15 protein-coding genes, 1 pseudogene and 1 riboswitch are annotated in these 18,843 nt (G+C 38.6%); of the genes and pseudogenes, 2 read left to right on the forward strand and 14 right to left on the reverse strand.

Translation table 11 applies throughout. The features are described 5' to 3' along the window. Window positions 1-35: 35 nt before the first annotated feature. The 8 genes from COE25_RS25660 to COE25_RS31040 form a co-directional block, all read right to left on the reverse strand. Window positions 36-911 carry a carbohydrate ABC transporter permease gene (locus COE25_RS25660; RefSeq protein ID WP_098934640.1) on the reverse strand — a complete coding sequence of 292 codons (876 nt, stop codon included), beginning with the start codon at window positions 909-911 and terminating at the stop codon, window positions 36-38. A gap of 86 nt (window positions 912-997) precedes the next feature. Further along, window positions 998-2,308: an extracellular solute-binding protein gene (locus tag COE25_RS25665; RefSeq protein WP_098934641.1), complete on the reverse strand. Its 1,311-nt coding sequence runs from the start codon at window positions 2,306-2,308 to the stop codon at window positions 998-1,000. Window positions 2,309-2,402: 94 nt separating this feature from the next. Beyond that, window positions 2,403-3,200, reverse strand: coding sequence for a response regulator transcription factor (locus COE25_RS25670; RefSeq protein WP_098934642.1), 798 nt, complete (start codon window positions 3,198-3,200; stop codon window positions 2,403-2,405). 7 nt (window positions 3,201-3,207) lie between these two features. Continuing rightward, window positions 3,208-4,995 carry a sensor histidine kinase gene (locus COE25_RS25675; protein ID WP_257208964.1) on the reverse strand — a complete coding sequence of 596 codons (1,788 nt, stop codon included), beginning with the start codon at window positions 4,993-4,995 and terminating at the stop codon, window positions 3,208-3,210. Window positions 4,996-5,182: 187 nt separating this feature from the next. Further along, window positions 5,183-5,779 carry a biotin transporter BioY gene (locus COE25_RS25680; protein ID WP_088085200.1) on the reverse strand — a complete coding sequence of 199 codons (597 nt, stop codon included), beginning with the start codon at window positions 5,777-5,779 and terminating at the stop codon, window positions 5,183-5,185. Between the two features lie 199 nt (window positions 5,780-5,978). Then, window positions 5,979-6,509 carry a GDYXXLXY domain-containing protein gene (locus COE25_RS25685; protein ID WP_098934644.1) on the reverse strand — a complete coding sequence of 177 codons (531 nt, stop codon included), beginning with the start codon at window positions 6,507-6,509 and terminating at the stop codon, window positions 5,979-5,981. Continuing rightward, complete coding sequence (locus COE25_RS25690) at window positions 6,502-7,575, reverse strand: DUF2157 domain-containing protein (protein ID WP_088085198.1); 1,074 nt, start codon at window positions 7,573-7,575, stop codon at window positions 6,502-6,504. Before COE25_RS25690 ends, COE25_RS25685 begins: the two co-directional genes overlap by 8 nt. A gap of 215 nt (window positions 7,576-7,790) precedes the next feature. Then, window positions 7,791-7,949, reverse strand: coding sequence for a hypothetical protein (locus COE25_RS31040; RefSeq protein WP_180247603.1), 159 nt, complete (start codon window positions 7,947-7,949; stop codon window positions 7,791-7,793). Between the two features lie 416 nt (window positions 7,950-8,365). Here COE25_RS31040 and COE25_RS25695 point away from each other — a divergent pair, with 416 nt between their 5' ends. Then, window positions 8,366-8,902 carry a ribonuclease H-like YkuK family protein gene (locus tag COE25_RS25695; RefSeq protein WP_088085197.1) on the forward strand — a complete coding sequence of 179 codons (537 nt, stop codon included), beginning with the start codon at window positions 8,366-8,368 and terminating at the stop codon, window positions 8,900-8,902. Window positions 8,903-8,968: 66 nt separating this feature from the next. Here the strand turns inward: COE25_RS25695 and COE25_RS25700 are convergent, their stop codons facing one another. From COE25_RS25700 to garD, 3 genes and pseudogenes are all read right to left on the reverse strand, one after another. Next, the gene (locus tag COE25_RS25700; protein WP_098934645.1) at window positions 8,969-10,429 is read right to left on the reverse strand and encodes a PAS domain-containing sensor histidine kinase; all 1,461 of its coding nucleotides are present in this window, start codon (window positions 10,427-10,429) and stop codon (window positions 8,969-8,971) included. A 161-nt stretch (window positions 10,430-10,590) separates the two neighbouring features. Further along, the gene (locus tag COE25_RS25705; RefSeq protein ID WP_098934646.1) at window positions 10,591-11,592 is read right to left on the reverse strand and encodes a DUF418 domain-containing protein; all 1,002 of its coding nucleotides are present in this window, start codon (window positions 11,590-11,592) and stop codon (window positions 10,591-10,593) included. 193 nt (window positions 11,593-11,785) lie between these two features. Beyond that, a pseudogene (gene garD, locus COE25_RS25710) lies at window positions 11,786-13,319 on the reverse strand (galactarate dehydratase). 334 nt (window positions 13,320-13,653) lie between these two features. Here garD and COE25_RS25715 point away from each other — a divergent pair. Beyond that, window positions 13,654-14,019 carry an SET domain-containing protein gene (locus COE25_RS25715; RefSeq protein WP_088085194.1) on the forward strand — a complete coding sequence of 122 codons (366 nt, stop codon included), beginning with the start codon at window positions 13,654-13,656 and terminating at the stop codon, window positions 14,017-14,019. Window positions 14,020-14,386: 367 nt separating this feature from the next. Here COE25_RS25715 and metE read toward each other — a convergent pair whose 3' ends face one another. The 3 genes from metE to COE25_RS25730 form a co-directional block, all read right to left on the reverse strand. Further along, window positions 14,387-16,678 (reverse strand): 5-methyltetrahydropteroyltriglutamate--homocysteine S-methyltransferase, encoded by a 2,292-nt coding sequence (gene metE / locus COE25_RS25720; RefSeq protein ID WP_098934647.1) that lies wholly within the window; start codon window positions 16,676-16,678, stop codon window positions 14,387-14,389. Between the two features lie 383 nt (window positions 16,679-17,061). Then, window positions 17,062-17,242: riboswitch (cobalamin riboswitch) on the reverse strand. Window positions 17,243-17,337: 95 nt separating this feature from the next. Continuing rightward, on the reverse strand, window positions 17,338-17,733 hold the full coding sequence (locus COE25_RS25725; RefSeq protein ID WP_088085192.1) for a VOC family protein: 396 nt from the start codon (window positions 17,731-17,733) through the stop codon (window positions 17,338-17,340). 353 nt (window positions 17,734-18,086) lie between these two features. Beyond that, complete coding sequence (locus tag COE25_RS25730) at window positions 18,087-18,416, reverse strand: hypothetical protein (protein ID WP_179195692.1); 330 nt, start codon at window positions 18,414-18,416, stop codon at window positions 18,087-18,089. Window positions 18,417-18,843 lie beyond the last annotated feature (427 nt).

Consider the following 18,843-nt stretch of genomic DNA (forward strand, 5'->3'; position numbering starts at 1 on the left):
TCGTTTTCACAGTATTCACCTAAATCCCCCCTCTTTTAATAAATATCGTCATTCTGTGTGGTAAATTTCCTTATGATATACGTAACAACTAAACAGATGATCAATAAGAAGAAACCAATAGCACTTCCGTACCCAAAGTCAAAGCCCTTAAATGCTTTATGGTACATATATGAAGCCATAACCTCACTGGAATTGTTTGGACCTCCATCAGTCATAACATAAATCAAGTCGAAATATTTCAATGATCCGACAACTGCAAGAACAATCGTTACCTTGATTACATTCATGATTAATGGAATTTTTATTTTTAATGCAATTTGAAGTGGCGTGGCTCCATCAATTTTCGCAGCTTCTTCAAGGGAATCCGGGATGTTTTTCAATGCTGCATAATAGATCAAAATATAAAAGCCTGCATATTGCCAGATAATCGGGACGATAATCGCGTAGAGCGCGATACCTGGTTCCGCTAGCCATGCGGGTGGATTTTCAACTCCAAGTGAAACCAGAACACTATTTAGAATTCCATTTGTAGGGTGGTAAATTTTCAGCCAGAGTTGCGCAATGGCAACAGATGCAAGCAGCATGGGAATCAGATAGATTTTTCTAAGCAAATCTGCTCCTTTTATTTTGCCTGCCAATATCATCGAGATGAATAAATAACCAATCAAGCTAAGTGTTGAAAAAACTGCCAGTATTAAGGAGTGGTAGGCACTCTTCCAAAACAAGGAATCCTGTATCAGATGGGCATAATTTTTTAAGCCAATGAATTCCATATCTCCGATTCCATTCCATTTCATTAAGCCGAAATATCCGGTTTGCACAATTGGGACATAAATCAAGGCAAGGATAAGAAAAAGCGCTGGTGCGATATACAGAGCAACTATCTTCTTATTGGACATAACTCTATTCATTACGGTTCAACTCCTTTGCAAACAGGATAAAATGAAGGGGCACATACCAAAAGTAAAGATATATGCCCCTTTTTTCTAAGTTGCGATTATTTGCCTTCGTCAGCCTTTAACGCATCTTCGTGTTGTTTAGCAAAATCTTTTGGATTCACTTCGTCCCCGAACAGTGATTGAATTAGATTCAAATGTGTTTCAGCAACAGATGCACTCATTTGAACATCTGCGAATAATGTTAGATTGCTAGCTTTATTCAATTCGTTTAATACATCAATATAAAGTTGTGGCAATTTAACTTTGGCAGTATCTACTTTAGTAGCTGGAATTACACCTGCTTTTTCAACAGATTGCTCTCCCCATTTTTCAACAAAGAATTTAACAAATTCTTTTGCTTCAGGCTTAACCTTTGAGTTTTCAGATACGAACAAGCCAACCCCAGGACCGCCAACCCAACTGTCGATGTTCCCTTTACCGCCTTCAACTGTTGGGAATTTAAAGAATCCAACATTGTCACGGAATGCTTGTGGAATTTCTTCATTTGTCGTGAAGTTCGGAAGTTCCCATGTCCCCATTAGGTACATAGCAGCTTTTCCATTTAAGAATTCTGATTTTCCTTCATCATTAGATAAACCATTAAATCCTTTATTGAATGCATTTTCTTTTACAAGTTTTTGAATTTCATCTGCAGCTGTTACTAAGGCAGGATCTTCAAATGAGCCAGTACGATCGATTGCTTTGTTTAAAACCTCAGAACCACCTAAACGGTCTGCAAGGTACATATACCATAGAGATCCAGTCCAACGATCTTTATTTCCAAGTGCAATTGGTGCTACACCTTTACTAGCAAGTGTTTTCACAACATTTGTGAATTCACTGTAAGTTTGTGGTACTTCGAGATTAAATTTTTTGAAAATTTCTTTATTGTAATAAATAGGAGCGATGTTTAATTCTAGTGGAAGACCATAAGTTTTGCCGTCTAACGCATATGCTTCTGTTGTTCCACTAACGAAAGAATCTTTCAAACCGCCAGATAATACATCATCAAGTGGTGAAAAAAGCTTTCCTTTAACGAAAGGAGTCATATATCCAGCTGCCCATGTAAAACCTACATCTGGAAGCTCGTTAGATGCGGAAAGAACTTTCATTTTGTTCTTGTATTGTTCATTTTCAAGTACTTCAACCTCAATTTTTACATCCTTATGATTTGCCTCGTATTGCTTGATAATATCTGACACGATCAAATTTTGTTGTTTGGAGCTTCCGGCAGGCCAAAGATGCATGAATTTAATCGTTTTCTTGGAACTGCTCTCATTGCTAGCCTTGTCAGAACCACTGCAGCCCGCAAGACCAGCTGTAAGAAGCAGTGCAAGTACTAGCAACAATGTATACGCTTTCTTAAACATTTCAAAACCCCCAATAAATTGTTTTCGCTTACATACTGAATTTTAGCACTAATAAAAAATCACGGTAAGGTAACCGCGATTGGGGGAAATTCCACTATTTTTGGATAGGTGCTTCGTCAAGGACAGCCACTTTTCTGTATTTGCTTGGTGTAATTCCCTCATAATCCTTAAAGATTTTAATGAAATACTTAGCTGTCTGATAGCCTGCCTGCTGTGCGATATCTTCGACATGTGCATCCGTGGTTAATAAAAGGTTTTTGGCCATTTGCAGCCTTTTTCTCGTCGAGTATTCACTAAATGTCAAACGGGTTTGCTCTTTAAACAAAACACTGAAATAACTGGCATTTAAATGGACAGTATCAGCCACTTCCTTTAAGCTGACCTGCCTATTTAAATTTTTATTTATGTATGTAATTGCATCTTTTATTAGAGAATTCGAGAGGTCTTTCCGAGCATCCACATTCAGTAGCTTTTGATCGGCAACTTTTTCTAGATGGTCTGCCCTTTCGATGTTAGCTTCTGTTTCCAATGCCTGCTCAACTGCTTCAATTAGTTTTTGTTTACTTAACGGCTTCAGGAGATAATTAATTACTCCCAAACGAATTGCTTCCTGAGCATATTCAAAATCAGGATGTCCAGAAATAATCATCACAACGGGCTTATATCCTCTATCCTTAATGTTTTTCAACAGTTTCAAACCATCCATCTCAGGCATGCAAACATCTGTGATTAGAAGGTGAATTTTATGTTTGCCAAATAGCTCATATGCCTCAGGTCCATCAGTAGCACTTATTATTTCATATTTTCCCGCGGACCATATTTCCAGTGTTTTTTTCAAGCCTTGTCTTGTTGTTTGCTCATCATCGACGATTAAGATAGTCTTGGTAGACATCTGTTATTTACCTCCTCAGCTCTGGAATTTCAAATGTAACCTTTGTTCCCTCGCCTTGTTCACTATCTAGGTATAGATGCTTCAAATTGTATTGATCATAATAAAGTCGAATTCTTTTATTCACATTGGTAAGAGCCATCCCCATTCCTTTAATGGAAGACTCACCATCCATTTCTATCGCGTGATTAATTTGTGAAAGCATTTCCGCCTCCATTCCTGAACCATTGTCCTTTACGGTTATCGTGATATTTGAGGAGTGGTCCACTTTTTCAACATGTATAAAGACGGTACCTTGCTTTCTCTTTTTCTCAATTCCATGGATTATTGCATTTTCAACTAAAGGCTGAATGATAAGCTTTGGTATTTTTATATCTTTGAATTCTGGCCGCACCGATATAGACCATATCAATCGGTCCCCCAGCCTCATTTTCATCAGCTGTAAATAGCGTTCAATATGTTCAAGTTCATCGTGAATGGTTACCCATTCGCCACTATTTTTGTTTCCAATTGTATAGCGGAAAAGCTCTGACATCGCAATGACTGTCCCGGCCAAATCCTCTTCTCCCTTTTCTTCTAATGACCAGTAAAGGGCATTTAATGTATTGTAAAGAAAATGGGGATCAATTTGGGATTGAAGCGCTTTCAATTCAGTTCTACTCCGCAACAGTTCCTTTTCATACACCTCTTGTATTAGGTGATTCGTGTTTTCGACCATTTGGTTGTACGTATTATTAAGTTCAATAATTTCCAACGACGCGGAACTTCCAGGATTTATCTTTAATTCATCCATTTTAGCTTTCTTCATTGTATTGGTTAGTCGCTTAATAGGCCTCGTGATCATCGTCGCCAAAAAAATAGAAGAGACAAAGAAAATGATATATCCGATTACACCCGATAGTAAAATAAAGGGACGTACCGCTGAGACACGTTCTAAAAGGAAACTCGTCGGCTTTAAGATAACCAATGTCCAGCCCGTCAGTTTGGACGATTCCTTTACTATCATGAACTCTTTTTTATTAATAGTAACGGCTTTTTGTCCTTCTAAAAGCATATTCTGAATATCAATTCCATAATTATCAGTAATTGGAGCTAAGTCTCGATCAAGGAGCATCATATACCCCTTTTCTCCATGTTCCTCTATGTTCTCTTTTACTTGAAAATAGCTGTTAGAGATCCGAACGACCAAATATCCCCCGTTTGAAAACCAACGGTCTATTAAACTCACTCTTCTAATGGCATAAGAATAATTGGTATTGGCCGGGTCTTTTCCTACCCATACTAATCGTCCTTTTTCTTTATCCGCTACCTCTATCCATCTCGGTTGAATGCGGTTAGATAAGTGCTTATTATCAAAAGGATAAATTCTTTTCCCCTTAGATGTAAATAGTTCAAAGCTGGAAATCCCATCCGAGTAGGCGTAGAAATTATTGATGACTTTGATTAACGATTGCTGCTTGGCGAAATCCATGATATCCCCGTCAACGATCCCTAACAGTAGCTGCTGGACGGTACCATTCGTCGCCAACTGGTTCGACAGTGTGTCCACTTGTCTATATAATGTTTCCATTCTTCCATTTGCTTCAACTGCTGTTTGCTGAATTTGTTCCTCTGCATTGTCCTTCATTAAAGTTCCGACCTGGTTGTATACCATAATGGAAACAATCGCAAGAACAATCATCATAACAAACAAAAAAACAGCTAGAATCTGATTACGCAGGGTATTTAAGCTTCTCAATCGTGACCTGATGATTGTAATCACCCATTCTGTAATAACTTCTATCAATATATAAATCAAATCCATTATTCCTGAATTATATCAAAATGCCCTTGTAAATTATATGTATAACATCCGAATAATCTAAAAGTTTCGTATCAGGCAATTACTTCGAAAAAAGGTCACAAAAAGGGTGTCAGGCACCGCTAAAAGACAAATGTCCACGAGCGGTGCCTGACACCCTTAGTTTGTTTATAACTTGATGCCCTTAAGAAACACGCTTTAAATGTTTAAATTGTCCTTTTGAAAGGACGGTTTTTTCTAGTCGGTGGGCCATGATTCCGGCAAGGACGGCTAAGATTATGTCTTTTGGAAGCGGAACAACCATCCATAACCAGGCCATTTTATAAGTGAATCCTTCTGGTGCAGCAGCCCAAAGCTTATAGGCAAAATACATCCAATTAGTACCGAAGAAGTAGTTTACAGCCATTCCGATTAAGGAGGCGATGATAAAGGCTGCGACAGTTTTCTTCTTCTCAACGATTTTTCCAATGATAAACGCTGTAAAAATATACGATATAATAAAGCCGAAGGTAGGACTAAAAATTGTGGATGGACCTGCCCCAAATTTAGCAAAAACAGGAACGCCCACAAAGCCAACTAGCATATAAACCGTCATCGCTATGGATCCTAACCGGCTCCCCAAAATAGCTCCTGCCAGGATAGCGAAAAAGGTTTGGAGTGTAATTGGAACTCCTCCCACCACCATAAAAGGTACAAAGGAGGTTATATTTGCCCCAATCGCCATTAATGCTACAAACATCCCCACTAGTGTTATATCCAAAGCTCTTAATTTCTTCATCATTCTCCCACCCCAATAATTAATTGTTATAATATTAAAATATATGGTTGAACACTGTATTGTCAACCTAATTTTAATTTAAGTTAACATTAGGAATGAAAGAAGGTGTCAGGTACCGAGAAAGACCACTGTTCTCTCCACGTGGACAAAAGGCAGTTTTGTCCACGTGCGGTGCCTGACACCAACTTTTTGACACCAACTTTTACTTGGTTGTGATATCGGTCAGGACGGCATAGCCGTTGTTTACTTTTAGTTTGGCTAGTATTTCTCCTTTAGCAGAGGCTTTTTCCCATTCTGCCCCGGTGTTGTCCTCAAGGAAGTATTTATCCAGATTGTACTCAATGAAGGCAATTTCTTGTCCTTGGTTGTCTTTATCAATATAGTTTATTGTTCCTTTTAGGAATATTCCTTTATCGGGTTTTTCAAGGCTGACTTTAATGGGGGTGTGGACTCCGTCCTTTTTCTCCATAAGAACGAATACATCAAACTGTCCCCCCTGGTCCTGCAATCGTGAGACCACAGCCTTATCCACCAAACTTATCGGGACTTCTTCAGCTTCATATTGAAGGGTCACATAATCACCTCGAAATAGGTCGGATGGGTCCAACGGTTTGGTTTGGAGAATCATATCCACCCCCGTTAACATGGTATAGAGGGGCGCGAAGCACATGCCTAACAAAATCAGCACAGGTACGGAACAGGCCAAAACCAACTGCTTTGCTCGCTTATTCATGCACACTCACCCCTTTTTTCCTTTGTTTTTCAAAATAAAAACCGAAACCTAGGAGCAGAAATCCTCCAATAATAAATACGAACGATTTCGGCAAAAACTCAAAGGATAAATCCAAGTAAAAACGGAAGATCATCACGCATAGAATAATGATACTGAGCAAACTTCCTTTTTTAATTAAATACAATACATAGAGCACATAGATGACCGAAAAGGGAATATACATCCAATCCATTGGCCAGGTATCTTCAAAAGATAACAATAGCGCTGAGGCACCATGAACGAGGTATCCCAAGACAACATAAATGTCTCTAATTCTCCCTCTTGAGAGGACTAGAGCCACTCCTAAGACCAAATAGATTAATCCATACACGTAAGGAAAATCAGTATATTCATAGCGGTTGACAAAAAAGCTAATGACCGTCCCGATAAATGCTAGCGATAATAAGCCAGCGACAAATCCAGTTACTTTTGAAAACCCTATTTTTTCATTAAGTAAATAAATGGCAGCAATCCAAAGCAGTGTCCAATACGGGATATTTACCCCTTCGAGATATTGTCCATCCAGCATGTATTTGAGGACAAAAAAGGAAGATGCTAATAGGATCCATTTATCCCGTAATACCCATGCTAATGGCAAAATGCCAAGCGACCACCATAAAAAAGCATTTTGTGAATTTGTTCCGAGATGAAACATTTGCTCCACAAGAAAAATCCCCGCCCCGAACACAAGAACACCTACATAATAAAGGCTTTTAGATGTCTTTGGATAGTTCCTTTCCATTTTAAATCCTGCCAGATTACTGGCAACGAACAGCGCGATGATTAACAGGAGCTTCGCTGTTTTTCCAATCTCATCCCAATTACTCGCGATAAAACTGAGTACCCCCGCGCCAATCAAAATAGAACCCACATACAAAAGTGTTTTTGTGAAAGAGAGTCTCTGTACCTCGTAAATCTCATCTATCTCATTGGCCTTTCCTGCAGGAAGAATCTCTGAATCTTCTAAGAACCTAAGCTCACGCTTCAAAAAATTTAATTCATGCTGCTTCACAATCCGTTTCGCCATCCATCCCACCCCTTTAACATCTATTTATTTGGGACTACACTCTCACAACCACTTTAGGCTAATTGCACTACAGTTAAGTTTATTCGACAATTAGTGTTAATATCCTTTTAAAAAATGAGTGTATGATCCCCGTTTCCTGATATCACCAAAAAAAGAAAAAGGTGTCAGGCACCGCAAAAGGACAAATGTCCACGAGCGGTGCCTGACACCATTGTTTATTTATCCCGGCAGTTTTTGCAAACTTTGATGGTTTGGTTTGTTTCTGTTGTATGCGGATATAGTAGCTTGATTCTTGTCCTTTCACACAGCGGGCATGTTCCCCGGCCATTTGAAGGCAGGTAGCTGATTGTTTTCCCTCGGTTTCTCTTTGCCATTTCCATCCATCCCTATCTAGATAAAATCTCGTTTCTTTATCTAATGATGGACTGGCACAAATATTGTTAGGCAAATAATTGTTTTTAGAAAAAAGGTTGTTCCAAGGCTATTAATTTCTATATAGGGTTAGCAGATTCCATTTTCCGTTGTTAATTGAGCATAATTCAAAACCGAATCAATACTGAGCAGTCTTCGAACTGTCCTCCCAGGAAGGACAAATGAAGCGTTTGTCCACGGACAGTGCCTGACACCCTAAGGTGTCACACCCATGCATTTTTGCTCACCTATCTACATACATTTCAATAAAGATCAAATACTTTCAATGGCTGCACGACAATAAATCACTTTCCATAAGATAGGAGTAAGAGTCGAGACTAAATTTTTTAGTTGGAAAGGAAAGATGTGGTGCTTCAAGATGAAAAAAAACGGGGCTTATCACGATTTGTTTCAAAATCTTCAGGAGAATGGAATGTCGTTCGAACAGGTTTTTGAACGGATTGTAGCATTCATGAAGTTAGATCCAAGTGGGAACTATCGACTAATGGTTGGCACAGATTCTCAAGTCCATAGATCCACAACTGTTTTTATCACAGGAATTGTGATTCAAAATAAAGGAAAAGGAGTATGGGCGTGCATAAGGAAAGTCATTATTCCTAGAAAAATGACTCACTTACATGAACGGATTTCCCTTGAATTATCCTTAACTGAGGAAATTGTATCGCTGTTTAACGAAGAAAGGAAAAATGAGTTGATCAATCTTGTCCTCCCCTATATATATAAAGGAGCAACCTTCACAATGGAGGGGCACATTGATATCGGTGCTGGTAAACGAAACAAGACGAGTGAGTTTGTAAAGGAAATGGTAACGAGAATCGAATCGATGGGGGTTGAACCGAAAATCAAACCAAATGCCTTTGTTGCTTCTAGCTATGCAAATCGTTACACCAAATAAGGGTGTCAGGCACCACGTGGGACAATTGTCCCTTAATGATGCCTGACACCCTTTTTTACATCCTTATTAAAAGCATTCCAGTTCAACTTTTACAGTGGTGCCTTTCCCAGGTTGACTGTCGATTTTCATAGTACCATTATGTTCCTGGATGATTTTGTTGCTGACGGTTAGGCCAAGTCCGATTCCTTTATCCTTGGTTGTATAGAAGGGAGTTCCCAAATAGCGCATAAGTTCGCCGTCAATGCCCATCCCTTCATCCGAAAAGCTAATCTGCACTCGTTTGCCTTCTATCCTTTGCACATGAATATTCACATTTCCACCAAACGGCATCGATTCAATTGCATTTTTTAAAAAATTAACAAAAACCTGTTTCAACTGATTGGGATTACAAAGCAAATCAATATTATCCTTTTGATTATGGCTGATTATTTGCACATTATGTAATAAAGCTTGTGGATGAAGTATATTAACCGTGCTTTTTAAGATTGAATTTAGATTTTCTTGATCAAATTGAATGGCTTGAGGTTTCGCCAACGACATAAATTCATTCACAATCATATCAATACGATCTAATTCGTTCATGATGATTGATAAATAATCACTTTGTTTTTCTTGGTTCCTAGTATCTTTCAAAAGCTTTGAAAACCCTTTCAACGAAGTCAACGGGTTTCGTATTTCATGAGCAACTCCCGCAGCCAATTGGCCAATAATCGAAAGCCGGTCTAAATTTCGGAGGGCATCATCATTTTTTACCCGGTCTGTAATATCCCTTCCCACCGTCACATAGGAATCAATTTCTCCTTGTTCATTAAAAATAGGAGAAAAAGTGGTCTCCGAGTATATTACTTCCTTATCAGCTGCTTGTAACTTTGTTTGCAGCAGTTGTGGTTCCTTTGTTTCTATTAACCTTTGATAAACTCTTTCAAAATGGTCTATTTCCTCAGGTATGATAAGATCGTATACGGTTTTACCTATTAACTGGTCAGGAGTATATCCAATTCCGTTTTCATGAGAAGGAGATGCATAGACTATCTTTTTATCTAACGAATAGACCTTAATCATATCCGATGTATTTTCAGTTATAAGCTTGTACAGTTCACGTGTCTTTTTTAATTCTCTTTCAATATTTATATGCTCTGTTATATCGCGAAAGATTGCAATAACAGCAATAATTTCCCCACATGAATTTCGAAAGGGAGAATAGGAAACAGCAATATCAAGTATGCTTCCGTCTTTATGGTATCTTTGGGTAACCATATCAGGATATGCTTCACCACTTTTGACTGATTCAATAATATCATGCACTATGTCAGGAGTGGAAAATTCCTCAACTCTTTTTCCGATGACATCGTCCTCTGTATAGCCAAATATCTTCGTATACACATGGTTCACTCGAATAAATCGATTCTCCATATCGACCATACAAATCGCGTCTGCGGTACAGTCAAGAAATAAGTCAATTAAATCATCTGGATTATAAACCACAGATTCATTCGCTTTCGTAAAAATCGGGAAACTCTTCGACATAGAGATCTCTCCAAACACATCAATTATACTCTTAATCTCCATTTTACAGAGTTTTTCGATAAAGAAAAGAAGTATTTTACAAAATGGTGTCAGGCACCACCGAAAGACACTTGCTAGAATTTGTCCACCTCACATGGACAATTTAGGATTGGATAAGTATTTTATTTACGCATTGGCGGGAATTCGAAATAGGTCAGCGCGCGCCACACCCATTCTAATGGGCCGAAGCTAAAGTGGCGCAGCCAAATCGCACTGAACGTTAGTTGAATGACATAAATAGCTAAACAAAAATAAAGTGAATGTAAATAAGTTATATGATCAAATAAATCCAGCATCTTCCCCGCAACTAGGATTACGATTGTTTGTGAAACATAGTTTGTCAGCGCCATCCGTCCGTAGCTCTTTAAAGGTGACAGGACCTGCCGGACAACAGGAAAATTCAGAAGCAAAATCATCAGCCCGATATAAAAAGCAGAGACAATTGGACCAATCGTGATTCCAATCCGTAAGAATTGCTGCGTTTCTATGGACTCACCACCTGATCCAAAATCAAACGGGGCATGCTGATATTGATAAATAAGACCTGCCACACTTAAAACAAACATCCCCCCTGTGAAAACAGCTGTCACTTTCCATCGATCTGATATTCGTTCAAATAGCCGGTACTGCCCGGCGGCAATTCCTAACAACATCAATGGAACCACCATAAACATTTTCTGAGCATACAAACTTAGGACGAGCAGCATGACTATTCCAAAAACAAGATTTACAACCTTGTTCGCTTTATAAAAAGGTAAAATAATCAGACCACAAATAGCGTAAACCGTTAATGCTTCCCCTGGATGAAATTGCACATGAACTAATCCAAAGATAAACAACACGAGGATTCGCCGCAAAAACAAAACATATCCATTTTTCCCCTTCGCATTTGCCCTGGAGATAAATATATAAAACCCCACACCAAACAAAAAGGTAAAGATCGTATAAAAGCGGCCTTCTACAAATAAATATAAAAACCTCAAGTACGATGCATCAGTTGTATGGGGTATTGGTAACTTAATCAACAATAATGGAATGATGTTAACCAGGATAATCCCCATTAGTGCAAATCCCCGTAAATAATCAAGAACATCGATCCGTGTGGATATCTCCTTCGCATTCATCCTAATCAACTCCACTATCATTATAACCGTTAACAAGATATTCAACTATTTTGCCAATCTAAAAAGGCTGACAGCGTGCTTCCTGTCAGCCTTTAATATTTTTAGCTTTGCCACAATCGTTCTATCCTTATATCATTGTTCTTTAATTTTAAAAGAAACAACCATAAAAAGTCATAGCCCTGTTTCATAGGCATCAAGTAATCGGTGCAGGGTTAAATAAGCATAAATCATTATGCAAGCCCCATTTTTCCGCATAGGTTTGCTTGCGACTGCTCGCCACATCTAAAATCAGGTGAAAAATTTCCCATCCTACATTTTCAATCGTTGCCTCACCTGTTGCAATTGTTCCAGCGTTAACATCAATCAGGTCCTTCCATTGCTCGGTTAAGGCATTGCGAGTTGAAACCTTAATCACAGGAGCCATAGCTAAACCATAAGGCGTTCCCCGACCCGTTGTGAAAACTTGCAAATGCATTCCGGCGGCTAATTGCAGTGTCCCACAGACAAAATCACCTGCAGGGGTAGCAGCGAAAAGTAAGCCTTTTTTCGTTGCCTTCGCACCTGGCGGAACTACTTCAACAAGGGGACTGTTGCCCGATTTCGTTACCGAACCCAACGATTTTTCCACAACATTTGATAAGTCGCCTTTTTTATTCCCAGGCGTCGGATTGGCATCCCGGTCCACTTGACCGCCTTGCAAATAGTTGTCATACCATTTCATTTCCCTTTTTAAATCGTTGCCTACTTTCTCATCAACAACTCTGGACATTAATAAGTGGACAGAATCCCTAATCTCAGACACTTCGGAAAACATAACCGTTCCACCTGCCCGAACAATGAGGTCGGCAGCATAGCCAACAGCTGGATTGGCTGTTACACCGGAGAAAGCATCACTACCGCCACATTGTACGCCAATAACAAGATCCGAAAGAGGACATGTTTCCCGCTTCCGCTCATTTAACCTTTTTAGACGTGTCTCGGCCATTTCCAAAATCTTTTCGACCATATTTATAAAGCCTGTCTGTTCTTGTAATAAGATAACATTGGAGGTATCTCCATCTGGTAATAATCGGTCAGGAACTAATTTTTCACACCCCAAACCAACCACCAAAACTTCCCCGCCAAAACTCGGATGGGCGGCTAAATTTTGGAGGGTTCGAATCGGGATGATTGCATCGGGGGAATTAATCGCCACGCCACAGCCATAGCTATGATTGAGAGCGACGACATCGTCTACATTTGGATATTTTGGTAAAAGTTCATTATTAATCCGCTTAACCGCAAATTCCACCACTCCTACGACACATTGTACACTTGTTGAAATTCCAAGAATGTTTTTGTACCTACCGTGCCGTTCGAATTCCGATACCCTTCAAATGTATATCCCTCTAGCGGCGGCAAAGGCTGTGACGCTTGCTCAGGTGCTAATAGTTCGTCCAGCTCGGGTGCACTTGGCAAATCAACCATGGTTTCATTGACCCAGCTTCCTTTTTTTACAGGATTTTTAACATAACCGATGATGTGGCCATAACGAATAATCGCATCCCCACACTTTAAATCCGTAAGTGTTACTTTATGACCTTGAGGTACTCGCTCATTCAGTTTTAGTCCATCTAAAAAATTGCCCCCTCAGGCAATCCCCCAGTGTTGACAATGATCGCTACATTATCATCAGGGTCCACTTTAATATATAAGGGCTTTTCAATCTCAGTTACGTTCAAAGACATGATCCAGGCTCCTTACTAATAGATTAATAGCTTTCCTCATAGCTTTTGAAAAACTATTCGTTATCACCTATATTGTAAACCTGTTAGAAAAATTAACCATTAGTCAATTAAATAATTATTATGATAATTTTTTTGGACAATTGCACAACTAACATCTTGGTAAGCCCCTTACAAAAATAAGTTCACTAAGCCAGGTTAGTCTCAACACTAACTTGGTTTTTTTCCGCTATCAACAGACTTCTACCTAATTGACCCATACCAAACACCTCCCTTTTTCATACCTTAATAAAAAAACTGCAACTGAGATGTGTATAAAATGGAGGTAAACAGAACTATGTTGGAGGTAAGGCAATCTCAATACGGGAGAGGAATCTTTGCTACACGGGATATTAAGAAGGATGAGCTTTTAGAGGTGTCACCCGTCATTATCTTCCCTAAAGAAGAGTTTAAGTATTTGGAAAAAACAACCTTGATCGATTATGTATTCTGGTGGGGAAAAGATTTCGATGAATGTGCGTTAGCCTTAGGAATTGGGTCGCTCTTTAATCATTCCCGCACACCTAATGCCATTTTCAAAAGGAAATTAAAAAAAGGTACAATCAATTTTTATGCTTATACCGACATTAAAGAAGGAGAGGAAATCCAGATCAATTACAATGGTGACCCAGATGACAAAACAAGATTATGGTTTGAGAAATAAAGACAAATGAAACTCGAAATATGAGCCCAGTCGTTAGAATGGGCTCGCATATTTGTTGACTATTCCAATCATCATTTCTTGTTTTACTTTAAGCCATTTGTTTTTTCATGATTAATAATCTCGATAAAAAATATAATTTTCGGTTATTATTTTGGGGTACTTTGAGTAGTAGCCGCCGTATGCAGGTTAGCATTTTTTAGAGTCAAACCAAAACCTTCTGTAATCTGAATTAATTTATCACGTGCTTCATACACATTCATATTTCCGACAAAATCTGTAAGCCTGATAACTGGATAGTAATTCCCAATTAACCAAAGAGCCTTTCCAAAAATGGAAAAGGCCCTTAATTTAATTGTTAAGATTAGATTTAAACAGTTTGTTGTTGCTGTTGGCGTAGGTTTCGTGCGGCTGACACCATATTTTTTAGCGATGCAATGGTTTCTTCTTCATGACGTGTTTTTAAACCACAATCTGGATTCACCCAGAACTGTTCTTTTGAAATAATTTCTAAACTATCGTTTAAAATCGCTTTGATTTCTTCTAGACTTGGTACACGTGGACTATGAATATCATACACTCCTAAACCAATACCAAGTTCATATGGATTTTTTTTAAGAGATTGAATCAACTCCCCATGACTTCTAGACGTTTCGATTGAAATCACATCTGCGTCAAGGGCACGAATCGGCTCAATAAAGTCATTAAACTCGCAATAGCACATATGTGTATGGATTTGTGTTTCATTTTTCACACTAGAAGTTGCTAACTTAAAGGCATTTACCCCCCATGCTAAATACTCAGCCCATTTTTCTTTGCGTAATGGCAGTCCTTCACGTAATGCCGGTTCATCCACTTGAATAATGGCAATGCCTGCATCTTCTAACGCTGCAATCTCTTCTCTTAGTGCTAAGGCCAGTTGGTTGGCTACTTGTTCACGTGAAATATCATCGCGGACAAAAGACCAATTTAAGATTGTGATAGGACCTGTTAACATCCCTTTCACATACTTAGACGTTAATTGCTGTGCCGCTTCTACTTCCTTCACGGTCATTGGGGCTGTCCACTCGACGTCACCATAAATAATTGGTGGTTTTACACAACGTGAACCATAGGATACAACCCACGCTTTTTCTGTAAAGGCAAAACCTTCTAGCTTTTCTCCAAAGTACTCAACCATATCCGTCCGCTCAAATTCACCATGCACTAAAACATCCAATCCTATTTCTTCTTGAATTTGAATCCAACGAGCTGTTTCATTTTTTAGAAACGCTGCATACTCAGCGTCTGTAATTTCCTTTTTACGCCATGCTGTACGTGTCCGTTTTACTTGAACTGACTGAGGGAAGCTGCCAATGGTTGTGGTTGGATAATCTGGTAAATCTAATGCCTTTTTCTGCAAAGGCTGACGTTCTTTAAACGTCATTGAACGAGCAAAATCCTCTTGTGTTACTTGTAATACTAGCTCTTTCACACGTGCATTTTTCCTTGCCTTATGCTGTACTAATGCTTCAGTTGCTATCATACTTTGTGAAACGCTCTTATTTCCTGTCCAAGCCTCGTCACGTACGTAAGATGCGATATGTGATAACTCAATTATTTTCTCATCGGCAAATGACAAAGCATTTGTCAGTATGGCATCCAGCTTTGTTTCTGCCTTCGTCGTCACAGGTACATGCTGTAAACTACATGAAGACTGAATCCAAGCTTCTTTTACACCGCTTAATAATAAAACAGCTTTTGTATTGAATGCTTTTTCAGCCAAATTTGCCCGCCAAATATCCCGTCCATTTACGATACCAATTCCTAATACTTTGTCTTGTGGGAACCCGTTTTTTCGAAGTGAAGCCATATTCTCTTCGGAACCATGAATGAAATCAAGACCAATCCCTGCAACAGGTAATTGAGACAGCTCTTCATACGCTGATAGTCCTTCAAAATAGGTTTGCAACATGATTTGTGCAGCCGGTACTTCTTCTGCTAACTGTTTGTAAATTTCTTGCACTAGTTTTACATCATCTGCTGTTAGTGAAAGGGTTAGTGCTGGTTCTTCCACTTGAATCCACTTTGCCCCAGCATCTACAAGTTGCTGCAATACTTGAGCATATAACGGTAAGAGTTTTAAAATAAACAATGCTTTCGATTTAGCATCGTATCCTTTCGCTAAGCTAACAAAAGTAAAAGGACCGATCATTGTAGGCTTTGTAATAAGACCTAATTCCTCTTTGGCTTCTACAAAATAATCTAAAATGTAGTTCTTCGTTAATTGTAATGACTTGCCTTCATACTCGGGCACGATGTAGTGATAGTTGGTGTTAAACCACTTTGTCATCTCACAAGCCACAACATGGCTTGCCCCACGGGCCATTTCGTAATAAGTGGTTAGATCGACTTCATCACCTGTCCACTTATAACGATTTGGAACCATACCGAACATTGCCGCATGGTCAAGCATACGGTCATAAAGGGTAAAATCCCCAACTGTTAGTAACTCTAAGTCTAATGATTGCTGGCGCTTCAAATTATTCAAACGATTCGTTTTCATCTCGAAAATAAATTGCTCCTCTGATATCGCACCCTTCCAAAAAGATTCTATACAACGTTTCCACTCCCGATTATCACCAATGTACGGGTAACCAATGGCAGTACTAACTAAATTCATATTTCATTCCTCCTTATTTAAATTTACATATTCCCAAGTAGAACAAAGGCGCAAGCGCCCGTTTAGCTGCGTATGGACTGGAGCGCTCCAACTGAGATAAAGGAAACACGGAGAGCGTAGCGCATTCGTGCTTGACCTATCGTAGGGCGGAGAGCGAAGTCCACTAGCAGTTGGGCGCTGGAGCTGGATTCAGAGAACTAGTTCACGTTATCCAAAATAAATGATTTGATAATCTCCTATACAACAAAAAAGCCATCTCCACAAAATGGAAATGGCTCTACAATCAAGTTTAAGTTTTGCTAAAAAAATATGCATAAACATAGCTACTCATAACTCGTTTGTCGTACAAAAGAATGTCACCACCTATTTCCACGTAGGTATTTGGTGTGTACTGGAAATTGGCAGGTCTCCTGGCTTATCATCATTGCTCCTCACACCTTCCCATCCTAAGACAGTGGTATTTGTGATTCACTCCGATTTACAGTTGCGGGACAGCGACGGAATTACACCGTTCTTCCCTTTTAAGCCAAGCCTTAGCTTGGCACCAATTCTTACACGATATGTAATTTTCACTAACTATAGCATATTAATAATATGAAGTACATAATTTTCTGAAAAGTAGTCAGTATGATGAGAGTTCTCTCACTCACCTTAGGATTCTATTTTGCATTCGCATCGGGTTGATGAATTCCGAATATATTGCCTTCGGTATCAATATAGTATCCCTGCCACGCCATTCCAGGCAGGGCATATTTGGCCATTGCGACCTTGCCGCCATTCTCAATAATTTTAGCTTCCGTTACATCGTAATTTTCCACTCCCATTGTACAAGCAAATGCATTCAAAGCTTGGTTTGCTTCCGGTGGAGCACTTTGCCGCTGCATCAAAGCACCATTGATCCCAAGTTCATTCTCATCGCCAGTCACTGCTCCAAAGTAAGGCATTCCTGCATACTCACTCCAATCTTGAAATGACCATCCGAATACCTCTCCATAAAACTTCTTTGCCCGTTCCATGTCATTGACATGAATTTCGAAATGAACTAATCTTCCCATGATTGCCTCCTAATTAAAAAAGTAATTATATTCGCTTCTAGCAAGTTAGTACTTATGTATATCTTGGGGTTATGATGCATTATCTTATGTTAGCAAAACTAAGGATGAAGCCAACTTTTCAATTTGAGCCAAAGCCTAATATATTTCCTCTTTATTATAGGATAATTGTTGGAATATATTCAATTTTTATAAAGATTAAATATTTTTACTTATTGTAAAAAAATATTTATTATGGCTAGACACCTTAGAATGGTTAGATGGAATGCAAATTGTTACATATGAAGGTAATTACTACTATAGAGTTATATGGATACGGAGCGAAATTGAAGAATTTAGCAAACAGTCTTAAAACATTAGCCAAAATACACTCTTACACTCCCTTCTATTTTTGCTGTTGCTAAACAATTCTGTATAAAATTCAGGATTTGTTTTTGATCCCAAGTTAAGAAATCACTTTCTGACAGAGAATCACCATTTTTATAAAATTGCTTGTAGGCATTCATAGCCTTTTCAATTTGTTGTATCGAGAAGGTAGAACTGTCGCCTGATCCACTAACTCCTGCATAGTAATTATTTGCATCAAGTAAATTATACAGTATGGTAGCATTATAATTCCCCATGCTAAAACGAGCATAAGCAATTTCTTTTCCTGCTTTATTGTGTCCTGATATATCGTGACCCATTAATTATCCTCCTTCAGATATAAATTTACTTACCAGAAATAATTAGTCTTAGGAAACTTTTAATGATAATATGCTTACATGGTTTACCTATCCTTTCAGGTCTATTTTTTTATTAAACAATTTTTCTTGAAATAACATGGAAGAAATGGGTGTTAAAGTAGAAAAATGTGAAGATTCAATAAGGAGGTTGTTCATAAACGTTTGCATAATTTCAAAGTTGGATTTATTCTTCAAGGTTTTCATTAAATCATTGTTTTGATGGGGAAAATGATGGTGGACAGAAACGCCAAAAATTGAAAAAGTAATTATTTTATTGTCATGTTTCCATTTTGCTACCTCCTCAGATAAAATAATATCACATTAGAATTCATATAAATTTAGTCTTTTCAAAAGCTTTTCTACAATTATGTGAACATATTAGTAAATC

The organism is Bacillus sp. AFS031507, from assembly GCF_002584635.1.
Taxonomy (GTDB): domain Bacteria; phylum Bacillota; class Bacilli; order Bacillales; family Cytobacillaceae; genus Neobacillus.

What these genes read in the sequence shown, in the direction of transcription:
- COE25_RS25660 (WP_098934640.1), bottom strand. Translation starts at nt 911, where the DNA reads ATGAATAGAGTTATGTCCAATAAGAAGATAGTTGCTCTGTATATCGCA.
- COE25_RS25665 (WP_098934641.1), bottom strand. Translation starts at nt 2,308, where the DNA reads ATGTTTAAGAAAGCGTATACATTGTTGCTAGTACTTGCACTGCTTCTT.
- COE25_RS25670 (WP_098934642.1), bottom strand. Translation starts at nt 3,200, where the DNA reads ATGTCTACCAAGACTATCTTAATCGTCGATGATGAGCAAACAACAAGA.
- COE25_RS25680 (WP_088085200.1), bottom strand. Translation starts at nt 5,779, where the DNA reads ATGATGAAGAAATTAAGAGCTTTGGATATAACACTAGTGGGGATGTTT.
- COE25_RS25685 (WP_098934644.1), bottom strand. Translation starts at nt 6,509, where the DNA reads ATGAATAAGCGAGCAAAGCAGTTGGTTTTGGCCTGTTCCGTACCTGTG.
- COE25_RS25690 (WP_088085198.1), bottom strand. Translation starts at nt 7,575, where the DNA reads ATGGCGAAACGGATTGTGAAGCAGCATGAATTAAATTTTTTGAAGCGT.
- COE25_RS31040 (WP_180247603.1), bottom strand. Translation starts at nt 7,949, where the DNA reads ATGGCAAAGAGAAACCGAGGGAAAACAATCAGCTACCTGCCTTCAAAT.
- COE25_RS25695 (WP_088085197.1), top strand. Translation starts at nt 8,366, where the DNA reads ATGAAAAAAAACGGGGCTTATCACGATTTGTTTCAAAATCTTCAGGAG.
- COE25_RS25700 (WP_098934645.1), bottom strand. Translation starts at nt 10,429, where the DNA reads ATGTCGAAGAGTTTCCCGATTTTTACGAAAGCGAATGAATCTGTGGTT.
- COE25_RS25705 (WP_098934646.1), bottom strand. Translation starts at nt 11,592, where the DNA reads ATGAATGCGAAGGAGATATCCACACGGATCGATGTTCTTGATTATTTA.
- COE25_RS25715 (WP_088085194.1), top strand. Translation starts at nt 13,654, where the DNA reads ATGTTGGAGGTAAGGCAATCTCAATACGGGAGAGGAATCTTTGCTACA.
- metE (WP_098934647.1), bottom strand. Translation starts at nt 16,678, where the DNA reads ATGAATTTAGTTAGTACTGCCATTGGTTACCCGTACATTGGTGATAAT.
- COE25_RS25725 (WP_088085192.1), bottom strand. Translation starts at nt 17,733, where the DNA reads ATGGGAAGATTAGTTCATTTCGAAATTCATGTCAATGACATGGAACGG.
- COE25_RS25730 (WP_179195692.1), bottom strand. Translation starts at nt 18,416, where the DNA reads ATGGGTCACGATATATCAGGACACAATAAAGCAGGAAAAGAAATTGCT.